This is a genomic window from Qipengyuania sp. S6317L1 (genome assembly GCF_023015615.1).
GTDB lineage: Bacteria > Pseudomonadota > Alphaproteobacteria > Sphingomonadales > Sphingomonadaceae > Erythrobacter.
In genome coordinates this window covers 543,460-560,340 of record NZ_JALKAJ010000005.1, presented here as the reverse complement: position 1 = coordinate 560,340, position 16,881 = coordinate 543,460, and the positions used below count along the sequence as shown (strand labels likewise).

The 16,881-nt window shown below is 58.3% G+C and carries 13 protein-coding genes and 1 tRNA gene; 10 read left to right on the top strand and 4 right to left on the bottom strand.

All coding sequences use genetic code 11. The features are described 5' to 3' along the window. Positions 1 to 80: 80 nt before the first annotated feature. Both MWU38_RS14260 and MWU38_RS14255 read right to left on the bottom strand, forming a co-directional pair. Positions 81 to 908, bottom strand: coding sequence for a hypothetical protein (locus MWU38_RS14260; protein ID WP_247272454.1), 828 nt, complete (start codon positions 906 to 908; stop codon positions 81 to 83). Between the two features lie 147 nt (positions 909 to 1,055). Continuing rightward, complete coding sequence (locus tag MWU38_RS14255) at positions 1,056 to 1,538, bottom strand: flavodoxin family protein (protein ID WP_247272453.1); 483 nt, start codon at positions 1,536 to 1,538, stop codon at positions 1,056 to 1,058. Between the two features lie 83 nt (positions 1,539 to 1,621). On the opposite strand from MWU38_RS14255, the gene recJ reads away from it, so the two are divergent. The 10 genes from recJ to phoB all read left to right on the top strand — a co-directional run bounded on the left by recJ (position 1,622) and on the right by phoB (position 12,603). After that, the gene (recJ, locus tag MWU38_RS14250) at positions 1,622 to 3,403 is read left to right on the top strand and encodes a single-stranded-DNA-specific exonuclease RecJ (RefSeq protein WP_247272452.1); all 1,782 of its coding nucleotides are present in this window, start codon (positions 1,622 to 1,624) and stop codon (positions 3,401 to 3,403) included. Between the two features lie 106 nt (positions 3,404 to 3,509). Beyond that, positions 3,510 to 3,584: transfer RNA gene (locus MWU38_RS14245), tRNA-Glu, on the top strand. Positions 3,585 to 3,709: 125 nt separating this feature from the next. Further along, positions 3,710 to 4,933, top strand: coding sequence for an ATP-binding protein (locus tag MWU38_RS14240; protein WP_247272451.1), 1,224 nt, complete (start codon positions 3,710 to 3,712; stop codon positions 4,931 to 4,933). A gap of 164 nt (positions 4,934 to 5,097) precedes the next feature. Continuing rightward, on the top strand, positions 5,098 to 6,492 hold the full coding sequence (locus MWU38_RS14235) for a porin (protein ID WP_247272450.1): 1,395 nt from the start codon (positions 5,098 to 5,100) through the stop codon (positions 6,490 to 6,492). A gap of 115 nt (positions 6,493 to 6,607) precedes the next feature. Further along, positions 6,608 to 7,654 carry a substrate-binding domain-containing protein gene (locus MWU38_RS14230; RefSeq protein ID WP_247272449.1) on the top strand — a complete coding sequence of 349 codons (1,047 nt, stop codon included), beginning with the start codon at positions 6,608 to 6,610 and terminating at the stop codon, positions 7,652 to 7,654. A 27-nt stretch (positions 7,655 to 7,681) separates the two neighbouring features. Beyond that, on the top strand, positions 7,682 to 9,058 hold the full coding sequence (pstC, locus tag MWU38_RS14225) for a phosphate ABC transporter permease subunit PstC (protein ID WP_247272613.1): 1,377 nt from the start codon (positions 7,682 to 7,684) through the stop codon (positions 9,056 to 9,058). After that, the gene (pstA, locus tag MWU38_RS14220) at positions 9,051 to 10,328 is read left to right on the top strand and encodes a phosphate ABC transporter permease PstA (RefSeq protein WP_247272448.1); all 1,278 of its coding nucleotides are present in this window, start codon (positions 9,051 to 9,053) and stop codon (positions 10,326 to 10,328) included. Before pstC ends, pstA begins: the two co-directional genes overlap by 8 nt. 38 nt (positions 10,329 to 10,366) lie before the next feature. Then, positions 10,367 to 11,113 carry a phosphate ABC transporter ATP-binding protein PstB gene (pstB, locus tag MWU38_RS14215; RefSeq protein WP_247272612.1) on the top strand — a complete coding sequence of 249 codons (747 nt, stop codon included), beginning with the start codon at positions 10,367 to 10,369 and terminating at the stop codon, positions 11,111 to 11,113. After that, complete coding sequence (gene phoU, locus MWU38_RS14210; RefSeq protein WP_247272447.1) at positions 11,113 to 11,781, top strand: phosphate signaling complex protein PhoU; 669 nt, start codon at positions 11,113 to 11,115, stop codon at positions 11,779 to 11,781. The genes pstB and phoU overlap by 1 nt, the downstream gene beginning before the upstream one ends. A gap of 132 nt (positions 11,782 to 11,913) precedes the next feature. Next, positions 11,914 to 12,603 carry a phosphate regulon transcriptional regulator PhoB gene (gene phoB, locus MWU38_RS14205; RefSeq protein ID WP_247272446.1) on the top strand — a complete coding sequence of 230 codons (690 nt, stop codon included), beginning with the start codon at positions 11,914 to 11,916 and terminating at the stop codon, positions 12,601 to 12,603. Positions 12,604 to 12,612: 9 nt separating this feature from the next. Here phoB and MWU38_RS14200 read toward each other — a convergent pair whose 3' ends face one another. After that, the gene (locus MWU38_RS14200) at positions 12,613 to 13,329 is read right to left on the bottom strand and encodes an extensin family protein (protein WP_247272445.1); all 717 of its coding nucleotides are present in this window, start codon (positions 13,327 to 13,329) and stop codon (positions 12,613 to 12,615) included. Between the two features lie 9 nt (positions 13,330 to 13,338). Beyond that, a complete protein-coding gene (locus MWU38_RS14195; RefSeq protein WP_247272444.1) occupies positions 13,339 to 16,881 on the bottom strand; it encodes an error-prone DNA polymerase in 3,543 nt (1,180 codons plus the stop codon).

Sequence of the window (16,881 nt, the reverse complement as noted above, 5' to 3'; positions counted from 1 at the left end):
GCCTGCGAATATGCACCTGATGTTCCGTGCACCGTTGCCGGCGCCCTGATCCCAGACAACTAACCCCTCGCTGTCGGCGGTCACTCTCGCCATACCCTTACAAATTGTCCGTTGCGAGAGGTGCGCAAAACAAGCCTGGTGCCGTCCGGAGCGACCACTCGCTCGCTGGTATCTATACCGCCCACCAATACTAACTGGTTAACTAACCGAACGCCGATTCTGGTTGCTGAAACTTTATCAAGCGAGAGCGGCGGTTCAATCCGGAGTTCCTGATCGATCCAGAAGCTGAGGCCTTCGGTTTGCAGCGCGCCATCGGTGGTCTCTCTAAAGGCTGTAAGGCCAAGAGCTGGGAATGGCCCGCCTTCAAACCAGGCCGTAACCACGGATTCGAAAAATTGATGACCAATCGCGCTCGAAGATGGAGGCCAAAGCACCCCTTCGAGTTCGGCGAAATGATCAACCAGATCGCACGCCAGCCCAAGCAGCCCTTTCGCAACAGGCAGCGCGCGCTCGCCTCCTGCAAGGTGGTGGCCGGGCGCCAAACGAAGAACTTCGAAGTCAGACGGTTCAGGAGGCGCGGAAAAATCGAAGACAAAATCGGCACGCGGAAGCAAAAGACCCTCGCCCGGTGCAAGCCCTGAAAGCTCAAAGGACATGCCATCACGCAACAGCTCCATCCAGACATGCTTGGTCAACGTGTCCGCGTTGAGCACACCATTGCTTTTCTCGACGCTCTCTCCATCTGAACTGGCAAGGTGCAAGGCAGTTTGCTCGAGCGGATCATGGCTTATCGATGCGTTCGCCTTACAGGCGGCAAAATCCCTGATCGCATTGCGGTCAGGTCTGTGTCCCTGCTTGAACAGGAGAAAAAGCCCTTGGGCTCCTCGAAGACTTGGATCAGCTATCACGAGACCCCCCTCTGGGTTCATTCATAGCGGGCAGCCCATTGCACCAGCACACCATTGTCGATCAGTGGCGAAAACGCAAACGCTTAAGCCTTCAGCGATCACGCTATTACTATCGAATGCAAAATTGTTCCCCCCGATTTCCGCTATTTAGAACACGCCAAGCGCAAGACCTTCACAAATCGAGAGGCCCAATTGCTCGGATTCTTCGAGGGTTTGCATGCCAACATTCTTGTCAGCCATTATCTCTTCGGGCGACTGGGCATCGAAATTGACGATCATCGGATCGGCCACACGTTTAAGCCTCCATCCGGTCGCAATTCGGTCAATCTGTTTTTGTGCGCCGCTGCCGTCTGATCCAGCTGCGATGATCGTCGCATAGGCGCGCCCCTCAATCTGCCCGAGAATGGGGTAATAGTTGGCGTCGAACATTTCCTTCATCTCGCCGCTCATCGACGCGAGATTTTCGGGGCAAACGAAAAGGTAGGCTGAGGCGGACAGGATGTCATCGGAGCCGACCTCTCGCGCTCTCATCAGCCGTGCGTGTTCGTGTGATGCGGCAGCTTTGGCCATCTGCTCGCTCGCGCCTGTTCGGCTGTGCCAGACAATAAGAAGCGTGCGCGGTGCATCCATAAGCATGCAAAAGCCCAGCAGGCTGTCGATTGTCAATGTTTCGGCTCTGTTGCAATTCGAAGTGATCGGCTAGTTTGCACTCTATGGCAACTCGCTCTCTCTCGAATGTTCTCGGCGTAACGCAGTCGCTTGGTGGCCGCGCCTGGTTGTGGCGTGGCGGAAATATGGATTGCGGCGAAGAAACCTACGGACTTGCTGCCGATATTACCGAACAACTGTTGGTTTCGCGCGGGGTCTCGCGCGAGGAGATTGCCAAACACGCCAGCCCCACCATGCGCGAATTTCTGCCGAACCCGTCTGAATTTCGCGACATGGATGCGGCCGCTGAGCGCATTGCAAAGGCGGTGCAGAGCGGTGAACAGATAACGATTTACGGTGACTACGACGTCGATGGTGCAACCAGCGCGGCCTTGCTGATCGACCTGCTTCGCTCGCTCGGAGTGGATGCCGGGTATTATATCCCCGACCGCCTGCTCGAAGGATATGGCCCCAGTGGAGAGGCTCTGGTCAAACTGGCACAGGACGGTTCCAGCCTGATCGTAACAGTCGATTGCGGCGCGATGGCTCACGAAGCGCTGACCATGGCTCGCGAGGCAGGCGTCGACGTGATCGTGGTCGATCACCACAAATGCTCGCCAGACCTGCCTCCGACCGCGGCGCTGGTTAACCCCAACCGCCTCGACGAAAGCGATCTTGCCGCCTCACACGGCCATCTGGCGGCCGTGGGTGTGGCGTTTCTCCTTGCGATTGCGCTTGTGCGCACATTGCGCGCGCAAGGGTATTTTGAAAACCGCAAAGAGCCCGATTTGATGGCGCTCCTTGACCTGGTGGCGCTTGGCACGGTCGCCGATGTGGCCGCGCTCCACGGGCTTAACCGGGCTTTTGTCGCGCAAGGTTTGAAAGTCCTCAGCCGCCGCGACCGGATCGGCATGGCTGCTTTGCTGGACGCAAGCAGACTAAAGCGCGCGCCGATTGCCTCTGATCTGGGCTTTGCCTTGGGCCCGCGCATCAATGCAGGCGGGCGCATCGGAGAATCGACGCTGGGCGTGCGCCTCCTCACCACCACCGATCCCGAAGAAGCGCGCGAAATCGCGGAGCAACTTTCGGTGCTCAATGAAGAGCGCCGTGCCATTGAGGCTGCCGTTCAGGAAGCCGCCGAAGCGCAGCTTGACGGACAGCACAATATGGCTGTGCAAGTGCTCTCCGCGAGCGGCTGGCATCCTGGGGTGATCGGCATTGTAGCCGGACGCATCAAGGAAAAGACCGGCAAGCCCTCGATTGTCATTGCTCTGGATGGGCAAGAAGGGAAAGGCTCAGGCCGTTCGATCAGCGGGGTCGATCTTGGCGCTGCGATCATTGCCGCGCGCGAGGAAGGATTGCTGGTTGCTGGCGGCGGACACGCCATGGCCGCAGGGCTTACCATAGAAGAGGCGAAACTTTCCGCCTTTAGCGAGTTCCTCGACACGCGGCTTGCACGAGATGTGGAGAAAGCGCGGGCGGGCCAGTCGATGCAATTGGACCTGTCCCTATCGCCCGGCGGACTTACACCTGAGCTGGTAAACACACTCGAAGCAGCAGGACCCTATGGCGTGGGCTGGCCTGCCCCTCGCGTGGCCGTTGGCCCTGTGCGCATCATCAAGGCCGACATTGTGGGCAAGGACCATTTGCGCGTGATCGCCAGCGGTCAGGATGGAAAGAGCTTCAAGGCGATCGCATTCAGGGCGGCCGAGACTGAAATGGCGCAAACCCTTATGCACCGCAGCGCCCAGCGCCGATTCCATCTCGCAGGCCGGGTCAAGATTGACGATTGGGGTCCTCGCCCTGCTGCTGAACTTCACCTGGAAGACGCAGCATTTGCCGATTGAACAGGCGCGCTGCGAGGGTGACGCAAAGTTTTTCGCATAATGTGCGAAATGAGGGCTTGACCCAATCTGCGTGCCCCCCTAGATGCGCGCTTCCGCAAGCGAGCGTGGCCCGTTCGTCTAGCGGTTAGGACGCGGCCCTTTCACGGCTGAAACACGGGTTCGATTCCCGTACGGGTCACCAAACTTGCTCCTGCTTCAAGCAGGCCCAAACGGCTCCTTCGGGAGCCGTTTTTCGTTTGGCCTCTGGACTTTCTGACAAAGTCATTACGCAATTGACCTTGGCCCCTTGCTCGTTAGAGCGAACCCATGGTCAGCCGCCGCACGATTCCCGTTACGGGCATATGGCTCGCAGGTTTGACGAGCGGTGTGATGGCGCTGCTCGGGCTTGATCTCGTACTGGTTTGCGGAGTTCTGGGCGTTTGGATAGGCTCGCTGTTCCTTGTCACCAGCACCCCACCAGAAAATCAGACCGCCAAACGCAACAAGCGCCTCAGCATGAGTTCAATGCGCGAACTCGTCGAGAATTCATCGACGCCTGTGCTCGTGACCGAAAAGGGCAATATCGCGATCGCCAACCGCTCTGCGCGAAAGCTTCTTGGCACGCATATCGGCGGACAGGACGCCCGCGTCGTCTTTCGCCAGCCCGCAGCGATCAAGCTGCTCGGCAAGAAGAAAGGCGGCCAGGCCCTCGTTCGCGGATTGGTTCGTCGTCAGGATGTGTGGCGCATCAATCGGCAGGTGATTGATGAAGAACTCGCCGTAATCGAGCTTATCAACCAGAACGCCGAGGCCGATGTCAGCCGCGCTCACACCGACTTTGTCGCCAATGCCAGTCACGAGCTTCGCACACCGCTTGCCTCCATCATCGGTTATGTCGAAACGTTGAGCGAGAGCGGCGAGAATTTCGACACACCGATGTCGCAGAAGTTTCTCGGCACAATCGAGCGCGAGGCGAAGCGAATGCAGCACCTCATCAGCGACCTTATGAGCCTGTCACGGGTCGAGGCTGAGAAACACGATTTGCCTGATAAGAATCTCGAGCTTGCCCCTCTGGTCGAACGCGCGGCACGCGATGCTGCGGGGGCCGAGCGAACAGATTGGCTCGAATTTGAACTCGCCGAGAAACCCATCGTTCAGGGCGATCAGCAGCAGCTTGAACAGGTCATCCGAAATCTCGTCGATAATGCCTTCAAATATGGGCATGACGACACGTACGTACGGGTGCGTCTCGATAATTCGCGGCCAGGCGAAGCACGTATTACGGTCAGCGATACAGGCGATGGAATCCCTTCGGAACACGTCCCCCACCTCACCCGCCGCTTCTATCGAACCGACCCAAGCCGGAGCCGGGCATCGGGCGGGACCGGGCTTGGTCTTGCGATTGTCAAACACATTGTCGAGCGCCATCGCGGACGTCTCGATATTCAAAGCACCGAAGGCGTTGGAACGCGGGTTATTGTCCGGCTCCCTCAGGTCGACCCCGAGGCCGAGGCAAAAGATGCCGCGCCGGCATTCAGACCCACAAGTTGACAAAAGGCAATTGCCGCACGGCATTTTGCTAAATGATGTCACTTTAGCGGTAATCCACAGTTGTCACTAAAGTGTAATACTACGGTCACTCTTGCGTCACATTGCGGCCATATTGGCGCCACCGGACCTGCTGGACACTCCGGCGGTGCGGAGGAACAATTACAATGACAAAGCCAACCCGCGTTGCGATTCTGGTCGCAGCATTGTGCGCGTCGACCTCTGGTCAGGCGCTCGCACAGGATGCAGACACAAGCCAAGCTGAGATTGAAGCTCTGCGTGCCGAACTGGCACGTCTTTCAGCGCGTATCGAGCAGCTGGAAAGCAGCGTTGCAGACAATGCGACAGCCGCTCAAACCGCACAGAACACGGCGAGCGCCGCGCAAGATGTTGCGAAAACCGCAGCCGCCACAGCTCAGGAAGCCACATTGGCCTCAGCCAGCGGCCCGCAAGTAACACTAAAAGCATCACCAGAAGTCAAAGATGACCGAGGCTTCACATTCAAGCCGCGTGGCCGCGCAAACATTGATTTCGGCTATGTCAGCGCGCCCGGCTCGACTGGCGCTGACAGCGGCTTTGACGCAGAAGCGCGCCGTATTCGACTTGGTGCATCGGGCAAGATCCCCGGCGGCTTTGGCTATAAGATTGAGGCCGATTTTGCCGAGAACCAAGTGGCTCTCACCGATGCGATCGTATCCTACACAGATGGCGAACTGACCCTTCAGGCAGGCCAGTTCAACCCGTTCTGGGGCCTCGAAGAAATTTCAAGCAGCCTCCACACCTCATTCCTTGAGCGTTCGGCATGGACCGACGTCCTCCCGTTTGAACGCCGCGTCGGTGTGGCCGCAATTTACAAAACGGACGAATTCATGATCCAGGGCGGCGTTTTCAGCGATAACAGCGAAGACCTGCCCAATGACAACACAAGCTTCGACAGCCGAATTGTCTTTGCCCCGAAATCAGGCTCGACACAGCTGCACTTCGGTGGCTCTGTCCATTACAACAAGCTTGGTGAAGGCAGCGAAGTGCGTTATCGCCAGCGGCCATTGGTGCACTGGACCGACAACCGCTTTATCAACACCGATCGGTTCTCCGCCACCAGCGAGCTTGGGCTCGGGCTTGAAGCAGCAGCGATTGCCGGCCCGTTTCACGTCGCGGTCGAAGGTTTCCGTCAGAGCGTTAACCGCCCGGGCCCCCTTGCAAGCCCAAGCTTTTTCGGTGGCTCGATCGAGGCAGGATTTTTCCTGACGCAAGGCGATAGCCGCGGCTACAAGATTGGCGAATTTGACCGGGTGAAGCCGAACAAGCCAGTGGGCGAAGGCGGCACGGGTGCGCTTCAGGTGAACCTGCGCTATGACCACCTCGATATGAATTCAAAAGGCATCATCGGCGGGACACAGGACAGCCTGCAAGCCTCGCTCATCTGGACCTTCACTGACTACACCCGGATTTTGTTCAACTATGGGTTGCTGAAATACGACGACGCAGCCTTTCCGACAGTGAGCGGCGATACGTCATACGATGTGCACGTCTTCGGCACGCGCGCTCAAGTTGACTTCTAAACGAAACAGGCCGGTCACATTTTGTCATGTTTGTTGAAAAATTGTGATCAGCCTGTCGCGAAGCTGAAACATCAATCCCTATTGGACTTCTCCAACTTCTTAAGGAGCAAATACAATGAAACTCGGCAAATCAGCCATTCTTCTCGCCGCATCGACACTCGCGCTTACCGCGTGTGGTGACGAACTTGGCGAAGTCGAAAGCCGCGAAACCATCCGTTCGGTCGGCTCATCGACTGTTTTCCCATTCGCCAAGGCGGTCTCGGAATCGCTTGCGCGTTCCAATCCGGAACTGCCTGCGGTGGTTATTGAATCGACTGGCACTGGCGGTGGTATGAAGCTGTTTTGTTCCGGCGTCGGCCTCGACACACCTTCAGCCACCAACGCATCGCGCCGCATGAAAGCATCCGAATTTGCCGATTGCCAAGAGAACGGCGTTGTTGACGTGATCGAAATGCAGGTCGGCCTCGACGGGATCGCATTTGCTTCTTCGCAAGGCGGCATTCAGCTGAACCTCACCCCCAAGATTGTGTACGAAGCGCTGGCTGCCGCTCCTTATGGCGGCGAGCAAACTACGCAGACCTGGGCCGATGTTGACCCGTCGCTGCCGGACCTTCCAATCCTCGTTTACGGTCCGCCTACCACTTCGGGCACTCGCGACGCTCTTAAAGAGCTGATCCTTGAAGTTGGCTGCGAATCGAACCCTGAAATGGAAGCGCTCAAGGAAGAGGACGAGGACAAATACGACCAGGTTTGCACCGAAGTGCGCGCCGATGGTCTTTATGTCGATCAGGGCGAGCAGGACAATCTCATCGTTCAAAAGATCGAGAGCAATGAGAACGCGGTCGGCGTATTTGGATATTCTTACCTCGAAGAGAACGCTGACAAGGTTCAAGGCCTTCCCATGAACGGCGTTGATCCGACGTATGAAAACATCTCAAGCTTTGCTTATCCGGGCGCTCGTCCGCTGTTTGTCTATGTCAAAAAGGCCCACGTCGGCGAAGTGAACGGCCTTGCCGAATATCTCACCGAGTGGACAAAAATGTGGGAACGCGGTGGCCCTCTGGCTTCGATTGGACTAGTGGCGTCGCCAGACGATGTCATGGCTGCGAATCTCGCAGCCGCGACCGAGTACACGACCCTCGACGGGTCGGAACTGAAGTAAGGCACTTTTCGAAGTTAGGATAGAACGCTGGCTGCTTCGTTTCTCTTGGTCCTGGGCCTTGCCCTCGCCGGATGGTTAGCGGCGAGGAGCCGCGCGTGGACGCTTCGCGCTGAGGCGGGCGGCCGGCTTTCTAGCCTTCCCAATTATCATGGTTGGTACGTGGGCCTTTGGGTCTTCGTACCAACCATCCTCTTTGTATTGATCTGGAACGCGATTTCGCCGGGCCTCGTTCTCCAGTCAGTTCTGGGCAGCCCCGCTGCCGATGGCCTTCCCGCGCTTGATAGCGCGAGGCTGGATGCCTTGCGGGAAGCCCGCGCGGTGGCGACCGGCGTGGCCGCTTCGACCACGAACCCCGATGCGCTGCCCATGGTTGCGCCGTTCAGCGATGCAATCGCGCAATACCGCTGGATTGGGATCGCTCTCACTTTGATTATCGCAGGTGCGGCAGGCGCTTACAGTTTCCTGCGCATCAAGCCTGATTTCGGAGCCCGCACCCGGGTTGAGCGGGTCATAATGGCGCTGCTCATCCTCGCGTCGCTTGTCGCGGTGTTCTGCACCTTTGGCATTCTGGCGAGCCTTATCTTTGAAACGTTCCGTTTCTTCGAGATGGTGTCGCCCATCGATTTTCTCTTCGGAACATTCTGGTCGCCCGATCCGATGGCGAACCCGGACAATCCGGACCCCACCCGTTACGGCGCAATTCCCCTTTTCTGGGGCACGATCCTGATCGGCGCGATTATCGCCATGATCGTGGCCATCCCGCTCGGCATGATGAGTGCGATCTACCTCACGCAATACGCTCACCCGCGTTTTCGCGCATTCGCGAAGCCTGCACTTGAAGTGCTCGCTGGTGTGCCGACGGTTGTTTACGGATATTTCGCCGCGCTTACCGTTGCCCCGCTCATTCGCGATGCGGCGATTGCGGTCGGCATTGCCAATGCCTCGTCCGAAAGCGCGCTCGCCGCTGGACTTGTCATGGGTGTGATGATCATTCCGTTCGTTTCATCCATGGCCGATGACAGCATCGCAGCGGTCCCTCAAGCAATGCGCGACGGCAGCCTTGCGATGGGTGCAACGACATCAGAAACCATCAAGAAAGTGCTCGTGCCAGCGGCCCTTCCCGGTATCGTCGGTGGCGTAATGCTCGCGGTCAGCCGCGCGATTGGTGAAACAATGATCGTGGTGATGGCAGCATCGACCGCCGCCAATCTATCCGCCAACCCTCTGGACTCCATGACCACTGTTACGGTTCAAATCGTTGCAATGCTTACCGGCGAAGGCAGCTTCGACCACCCTGCAACATTGAGCGCGTTTGCGCTTGGTTTCATCCTGTTTCTGGTCACTCTGGCCCTGAACTTTATCGCTTTGAGCGTCGTCAAAAGGTACCGCGAAGCTTATGAGTGAGGCTATCTCCCCTTCCACTGGCGAGGTCCCTCTCGCCGCTGCTCGGACAGAGCGTTTCGAGAAGCGCATGAAGCAGCGTTATGCCCAAGAACGGCGCTTCAAAGCGCTTGGGCTGGCTGCGATCTCGTTCTCGGTCATTGTGTTGATTTTGCTGCTTGGCAACATGTTGATGAACGGCGTTGGCGGGTTTCAACGCGTCGAACTGGCGGTCGAAATCGACTTTGTGCAAAGCGGCCTGCAACCACCCGAGGCGAGCGCAACAGCGCCGGAAACCATGCGTTCGCTCGACAGCCAGGGGCTTCGTTCGATAATTTATGGCGCTGCGCAAGACAGCCTTGGAGCTGAGGGCGCAGACCAGTTGAACAGCGAAGCATGGCGCGAAGTGGCAAGCATGATCCATGCAGATCCTTCGATCCTGACGCGCAACGAAACGCTATGGCTTGCCGCCTCTGCCGACCTTTCGGCGGGCTATTCCCGCGAAGGCGCTGCCGAGATGCAGTTGCTCGCGAGCAATCTGTCTGATCAGGGGGTTTTGTCAAAGAACCTCGACACTGGTTTTCTTGAACGCTCGGACGCAACCGATCCGCAACTTGCCGGGATATGGGGCGCGCTCAAGGGCTCTGTTCTCACCATGCTGGTGACCTTTGTGCTTGCCTTCCCGATCGGCATTATGGCCGCGCTCTACCTAGAAGAATACGCGCCGAAGAACCGTTGGACCGACTTCCTTGAAGTCTCGATCAACAATTTGGCTGCTGTTCCTTCGATTATCTTTGGTCTGCTCGGTCTGTTTTTCCTGATGACGCTCTTTCCGAACCTTCGGTCAACGCCGATTATCGCAGGTGTCACCCTCGCTTTAATGACCATGCCGGTGATCGTGATTTCGGGTCGAAACGCGATCAAAGCGGTTCCGCCATCCATTCGCGACGGTGCCTTGGCGGTGGGCGCTTCGCCGGTTCAGGTGGTTTTTCACCACGTGCTTCCGCTAGCTATGCCAGGGATGCTGACCGGCACCATCATTGGTATGGCTCGCGCGCTGGGCGAAACAGCGCCACTTATCCTCATCGGCCTTCGCGCATTCGTCGCAACCCCGCCCGAAGGGTTCACATCTGCAGCGACCGTCTTGCCGGTACAGATCTTCCTCTGGTCTGATGAAATCGACCGCGGCTTTGTCGAGCGGACAAGTGCGGCTATCATCGTCCTATTGATTGTCCTTTTGCTGATGAATGGTCTTGCCATTTACCTGCGCAACAAATTCGAGAAAAGCTGGTGACCGTAGTCCATCCCAACATCGAAGAAGTCACATCGAAGATGCACGCCGACGGCGTCTCGGTCTATTATGGCGAGAAACAGGCGATCAAAGACGTCACGATTGGTATTCCTGCCAAATATGTGACGGCGTTTATCGGCCCATCAGGCTGCGGCAAGTCTACCTTTTTGCGCGCACTCAACCGGATGAACGACACCATCGCTTCGGCCCGTGTCACTGGCAAAATCGAACTTGATGGCGACGACATTTACGCATCGAGCATGGACGTGGTGCAGTTGCGCGCGCGCGTGGGGATGGTGTTTCAAAAGCCGAACCCCTTCCCCAAGTCGATTTATGACAACATCGCCTATGGCCCACGCATCCACGGTATCTTTGAACAAAAGAGCGATCTTGATGAAATCGTCGAGAACTCGCTGCGCCGCGCTGGCCTTTGGGACGAAGTCAAGGATCGACTGAACGATCCGGGCACGGCGCTCTCCGGCGGCCAACAGCAGCGCTTGTGCATCGCCCGCGCGATTGCGGTCGATCCCGAGGTTATCCTGATGGACGAACCTTGTTCTGCGCTTGACCCGATCGCAACTGCACGGATCGAGGAACTGATTGCGGAACTCTCTGGTCGCTATGCGATTGTGATCGTGACACACTCTATGCAACAGGCAGCGCGCGTGTCTGACCGGACCGCGTTCTTCCACTTGGGCGAGATTGTGGAGTATGGCCGCACGAACGACATCTTCACCAATCCTATCGAACAGCGTACCAAGGATTACATCACAGGACGGTATGGCTAATGAATGAGCATACAGTAAAAGCGTTCGACGAGGACATCACGCGGCTGCGCGGGCTTATTGGTGAGATGGGCGGCCTTGCAGAAGTCGCGATCGAGGAGTCGCTCGCAGCACTGGTGACAGGCGACGTAGAGCGCGCCAAAAAGGTCGTTAAGGGCGACAAGAAGCTCGATGAGCTCGAGATGCAGGTGGACAAGCTTGCGATCCGCGTCATTGCTCTTCGTGCGCCGATGGCCGATGACCTTCGTGAAGTCATCGCAGCGCTCAAGATCGCCGGCGTGGTTGAACGCATCGGCGACTATTCCAAAAACATCGCAAAGCGTGTCGGTGAACTTGAAGCGAAAGACCGTTTCGAGCCGCTGACCCTTCTGCCTGCGATGGGCGAAGTGGCTGCCGAAATGGTCCACGACGTGCTCACCGCTTACGCAGCGCGCGACCCGGAACTGGCACGCGAAGTGATCGCGACCGACAGCAAGGTTGATGCTTTTTACAACAGCATTTTCCGCAATCTTGTGAGTTATATGGTCGAAAATCCTGCGACCATTTCGAGCGCTGCGCAACTCCTCTTCGTCGCTCGCAACCTTGAGCGGATCGGAGACCATGCCACCAATGTGGCCGAAATGGTCCACTTTGCTGCAACCGGCGTCTATCCGCCCGAGGATGACCGCTAGAGATTGCGTTGCGCGGTGGATAAGTTTGCGGGCTCGGTTTCATAAAACCGTAGCGTTACTGACACATTGGCTCTGGAAGGCGGCTCGGTGATGCCTGAACGGCGCGGGGCCATAATTTAGGAGACGCTCGCTATGCATGCGGCCAAACTGCTTCTTGTCGAAGATGATCCCGCCCTTTCCGAGCTTCTTGAATACCGTTTTCAAAATGAAGGCTACACTGTGCGTTGCACCAAGGATGGTGATGATGCTCTCATGCTTGCACGCGAAGATGTGCCCGATCTCATTATCCTTGACTGGATGATCGAAGGGACCAGCGGAATTGAGGTGTGCCGTCAATTGCGCCGGGACAAGCAGACCGCCCATGTGCCGATCATCATGCTGACCGCGCGCGAGGCCGAGGATGACCGGGTCCGGGGTTTGGAGATGGGTGCAGACGATTACCTCACCAAGCCATTTTCTCCGCGTGAATTGTTAGCCCGTGTGGCCGCGGTCATGCGCCGCATTCGCCCGGCCCTTGCAGGCGAGACAATCGAGGTTGGCGATATCAAGCTCGATCCGGTTGCCCATAAGGTCCAGCGGCGCGGTCAAACCCTCCAATTGGGTCCGACCGAATATCGCCTTCTCAAATTCTTCATGGAGAGCCCGGGCCGCGTTTTCAGCCGCGGGCAATTGCTCGATGGGGTATGGGGCACCGCTTCTGATATCGAACTTCGCACCGTCGATGTGCACATCCGCCGGCTTCGCAAGGCAATCGAAATCGAAGGCGTGAAAGACCCGATACGCACCGTGCGTTCTGCCGGTTATGCGCTCGAAGCGATCTAGGCAGAAGGCCTAGCGGCAGACACCCATCATATTGCCTCCCTGATCGAAGTGAAAATGGTCGGCGTGCGCGGCATTGTAATCGGGCGATAGGACCACCGCAAACACGCCGCAGGCACCATCACGGATCTGGCGCAGGAACTGTGCCTCGTCGCTCTCGCCCTCCCAACCGGCAAGCAGGCTGATCCGGCGCCCATCCTCAAGCACGATTGCGCTGATATCAATCGCGTTACCGGTCGCATGCTGGCTCCAATTGTCGGAAGACCCGCGTATCCGGCGGCAGTTATAGACGCCCAGATGCTCGAAACGCGCGACACCGCTGCCAAGAATGTCGCGCGCGGCAGGCTCCACGCTGCGGGTGCGCCATAGCTCCATCGCTGCGGCCACCGGGCAAGTGGTTGCAGGATTGCCGGGGCTGAACGGAAATTCCGTGAGGCGAGTGCGGTCAGGGCGCACGCACGCCCCCTCCCCTGTTTGCGGTAAAGCGGTGTAGGCTATATCGCTCCGCTCTAGCACCGCGCGGCACTGGTCAATGTCATCGCGAAGTGTGACCAGTTTTGTCGCGGTCGCAAGTCCAATCGGATCGCGCAGGTCAAGCGGGGCCCACGGGTTATGCTGTGGATGGTCCTCAAGCCAGTTCCATCCAGCCATACCCACCGCAGCTAAAAGACCAAGGACAAGAATTCGGCGCACCACGCGCAAGCCTTTGCTAGTCTTTTTCGCTGGCATTTTAGATCCTTAATGAAAATCGCGCGACTTGGGTATTATCCTATGGTTACGCGGGTGGCCGCCTGGCGTTCCATGTGGCGTTCCATTTGGCGGCGGCAATTGGTCAATCATGTCACGGGGTCGCACGACTTCGCCTGTTTCGTGGACCTTGCGTATCTGGGAATGGGATTGCAGCGGCGTATTCACATGGTCTGCACGCGCGAGCGGCGCGTTGAGCATGTCGTCTGACAGCGAATAGAGGGCATCGCTTGCATCGGTCATATGGTGCGCGATCACGTGAATGACCTCATCGTCATATTCGACGCGCCCCCGCACCTCCATCAACCGCGCCCCCATGACCACTTGGCGCTGCTTCTCCTTGAGATCAGGCCACACGACAAGGTTCACAACCCCCGTTTCATCCTCCAGCGTGATAAAGCACACACCCTTGGCGCTGCCCGGCCGCTGACGGATGAGGACGACGCCTGCAACCTGCACCATGGAGCGAAACTTGCGGTTTCTGAGGTCACAGGCGCGCACAAATCCACGCTCGGCAAGGCGCGGCCGCAGGAAAGCCATCGGGTGTGCTTTAAGGCTGAGGCGCGTCGTCTGATAATCGTTCACCACCTCTTCTGAGAGCGGCATCGTCGGAAGCTTCGTGGGCGATTTTTCCGCGCCCTCATCACGCTCGTCGGCCGCGCGGAACAACGGGAGGTCAGGCCCTGCAATAAGGCTGCGCGCATCCCATAAGGCCTGACGACGAGGGAGGTTCAACGAGGTAAAGGCATCGGCGCTCGCAAGCCGCTCAATATGCGGCGGGGAGAGCCCGGCGCGCTCGCGTAGCTCTGCGACATCGCGGTATGGCCCGTTTTCCACGCGCTCGGCGACAAGCTGCGCAGCGATATGTTCGTGCAGCCCCTCGATTTGGCGAAGTCCCAAGCGCAGAGCAATGTGGCGGTCCTGCCTTCCCCGATCGTCATTCCGGTCTTTACCGGGGTGACGGGTTTCCTCCAGCGTACAATCCCACTCTGATCGGTTCACATCCGCCGCAAGCACCTCGACGCCGTGTTCGCGCGCGTCCCTCACTATCTGTGCAGGTGCATAGAACCCCATCGGCTGAGAGTTCAAAAGCGCCGCTGCAAAGGCTGCCGGGAAGTGGCATTTGAGCCAGCTTGAAACATACACCAGATGCGCGAAGCTCGCCGCGTGACTTTCGGGAAAGCCGTATTCGCCAAAGCCCCTGATCTGGTTGAAACACCGCTCGGCAAACTCTGGATCATAGCCGCGCTCTACCATGCGCCCGACCATCATGTCCTGAAGCTCATCGACCATCCCGCGCGAGCGGAAGGTCGCCATCGCCTTGCGCAATCGGTTGGCTTCGAGGCTGGAGAACTTCGCCGCGTCGAGCGCAATCTTCATCGCCTGCTCCTGGAAAATCGGCACACCCAAGGTGCGCTCCAAGATGCTGGAAAGCTCGTCCGGCGGGCCATGCGCTGGCGAAGGCTTGGGGATCACCACCTCCTCTGCGCCGCGCCGGCGCTTCAGATAGGGGTGGACCATATCGCCTTGGATCGGCCCCGGGCGCACAATCGCCACCTGAATCACGAGGTCGTAAAACTCTCGCGGGCGAAGACGCGGGAGCATATTCATCTGCGCGCGGCTCTCGACCTGAAACACGCCCAGCGAATCTCCCTTTCGCAGCATCGCGTAGGTTTCCGGATCCTCCCGCGGGACGCTGGCAAGGGTCAGAGTGCGATCATGGTGCGCTTCGAGCAGATCGAGACACTTCTTGATGCAAGTAAGCATGCCGAGCGCCAGCACATCGACCTTGAGAATACCCAGTGCCTCGATATCGTCCTTGTCCCACTCGATGAAAGAACGGTCCGGCATCGCGCCATTGCCGATAGGCACGCTTTCGGTGAGCGGCCCGTCGGTGAGGATAAACCCGCCCACATGCTGGCTGAGGTGACGCGGCATACCGATCATTTGTTCGGTCAAGGCAAGCACGCGTTTGAGGTGAGGATCGGTCACATCCAAACCGCTTTCGTTTGCGTGCTTTTCGCTGATTTCGCGGCCCCATGATCCCCAGACGCTTTTCGCCAAACGCGAAGTCACATCTTCGGAAAGCCCCATTGCCTTACCCACCTCGCGGATCGCCATGCGGGGGCGATAGTGGATGACCGTTGCCGTCAGCCCAGCGCGTGCGCGGCCATATTTGGCATAGATATACTGGATCACCTCTTCACGCCGCTCATGCTCGAAATCAACGTCGATATCGGGCGGTTCTTTGCGTTCTTCGGAGATGAAACGGTCGAAGAGAAGCTGGTGCTTGGCCGGATCAACGCTGGTGATTTCAAGGCAGTAGCAAACAGCAGAGTTTGCGGCAGACCCTCTCCCCTGACACAGGATCGGCGGGTCTACGCTGCGCGCAAAATCGACGATATCCTTGATGGTTAGGAAATAGCGCGCAAGGTCCAGTTTCGCGATCATGGCAAGCTCGCGCTCAAGCGTATCGTGAACGGTTTGTGGAACGCCGTCTGGATAGCGCCGCTCAGCGCCTGCCCATGTCTCGACCTCAAGAAATCCTTGCGGCGACACGCCGTCGGGGTAGATTTCTTCCGGGTATTCATAGGCGAGTTCGTCGAGGGAAAAGTCGCAATTGTCTGCCACCTCGCGCGCCGCCTCAATCGCATGGGGCCAGCGCTCGAACAGGCGGAGCATGGTTTCGGGAGATTTCAGATGCCGCTCCGCATTGGCGTGGAGCAGGTGGCCGGCCTCTGCCACCGTGGTCTTGTGCGCAATCGCCGTCATGACGTCCTGCAAGGGCCTGCGCGCGGGCGCATGGTAATGCACGTCGTTGGTGGCGAGCAGGGTCAGGCCGTTGTCGCGCGCCAACCTGTCGAGTTCGTCGATCCGAGCGACGTCATCGCCGCGGTAGAGATAGCTTGCCGCGAGGTGGCCGAGCCCCGCGAGTTGCCGGGCAAGATGCGTAAGCAGTTTGGGAAAAGGGGCTGAGAATGACACGCTCTCCGCCACATCGCCATCGGGCCTGAACGGCACGACATTGCTCTCAACCTCAATGGTGAACTGCGCGCTCAGATCATCCGGCGGGAGCAGGATCAGTTGCACGCCCTCCGAATGCTCTGCCAGCATTGCAAGGCTGATCTCGCACACGCCTTTCTCCTGCCACTCACCGTCCAGCGTCTGCATCCGCCCCTGGCTGATGAGGCGCGAGAGGCGGCCATAGGCCTTGCGGTCCCTCGGATAGGCAAGGAAGGCCAGCCCCTCGACCGTTTCGATGCGGGTGCCGATCACGGGGCGCAGCTTGAGGGTCTTTGCTTCGGTGTGAAGCCGCACCACGCCTGCAAAGCTGTTCACATCCGCAATGCCCAGCGCGTCATAGCCTTGGCTCCGCGCAGTCATGGCAAGGTCGACCGCATCGGACGCGCCGCGAAGAAAGCTGAAACAGCTTACCAGCCCCAGTTCTACAAAAGGCGCGGGTTGTGGCGGCTCGATTGCGTCAGGATCGACCTCCAGCGTGCGTTTGTCAGGGGTGAGCGGGGCCTCGGGCAT

Coding starts and splice junctions, on each gene's coding strand:
- MWU38_RS14255 (WP_247272453.1), bottom strand. CDS start 1,538: ATGGATGCACCGCGCACGCTTCTTATTGTCTGGCACAGCCGAACAGGC.
- recJ (WP_247272452.1), top strand. CDS start 1,622: ATGGCAACTCGCTCTCTCTCGAATGTTCTCGGCGTAACGCAGTCGCTT.
- MWU38_RS14240 (WP_247272451.1), top strand. CDS start 3,710: ATGGTCAGCCGCCGCACGATTCCCGTTACGGGCATATGGCTCGCAGGT.
- MWU38_RS14235 (WP_247272450.1), top strand. CDS start 5,098: ATGACAAAGCCAACCCGCGTTGCGATTCTGGTCGCAGCATTGTGCGCG.
- MWU38_RS14230 (WP_247272449.1), top strand. CDS start 6,608: ATGAAACTCGGCAAATCAGCCATTCTTCTCGCCGCATCGACACTCGCG.
- pstA (WP_247272448.1), top strand. CDS start 9,051: ATGAGTGAGGCTATCTCCCCTTCCACTGGCGAGGTCCCTCTCGCCGCT.
- pstB (WP_247272612.1), top strand. CDS start 10,367: ATGCACGCCGACGGCGTCTCGGTCTATTATGGCGAGAAACAGGCGATC.
- phoU (WP_247272447.1), top strand. CDS start 11,113: ATGAATGAGCATACAGTAAAAGCGTTCGACGAGGACATCACGCGGCTG.
- phoB (WP_247272446.1), top strand. CDS start 11,914: ATGCATGCGGCCAAACTGCTTCTTGTCGAAGATGATCCCGCCCTTTCC.
- MWU38_RS14200 (WP_247272445.1), bottom strand. CDS start 13,329: ATGCCAGCGAAAAAGACTAGCAAAGGCTTGCGCGTGGTGCGCCGAATT.
- MWU38_RS14195 (WP_247272444.1), bottom strand. CDS start 16,881: ATGCCCGAGGCCCCGCTCACCCCTGACAAACGCACGCTGGAGGTCGAT.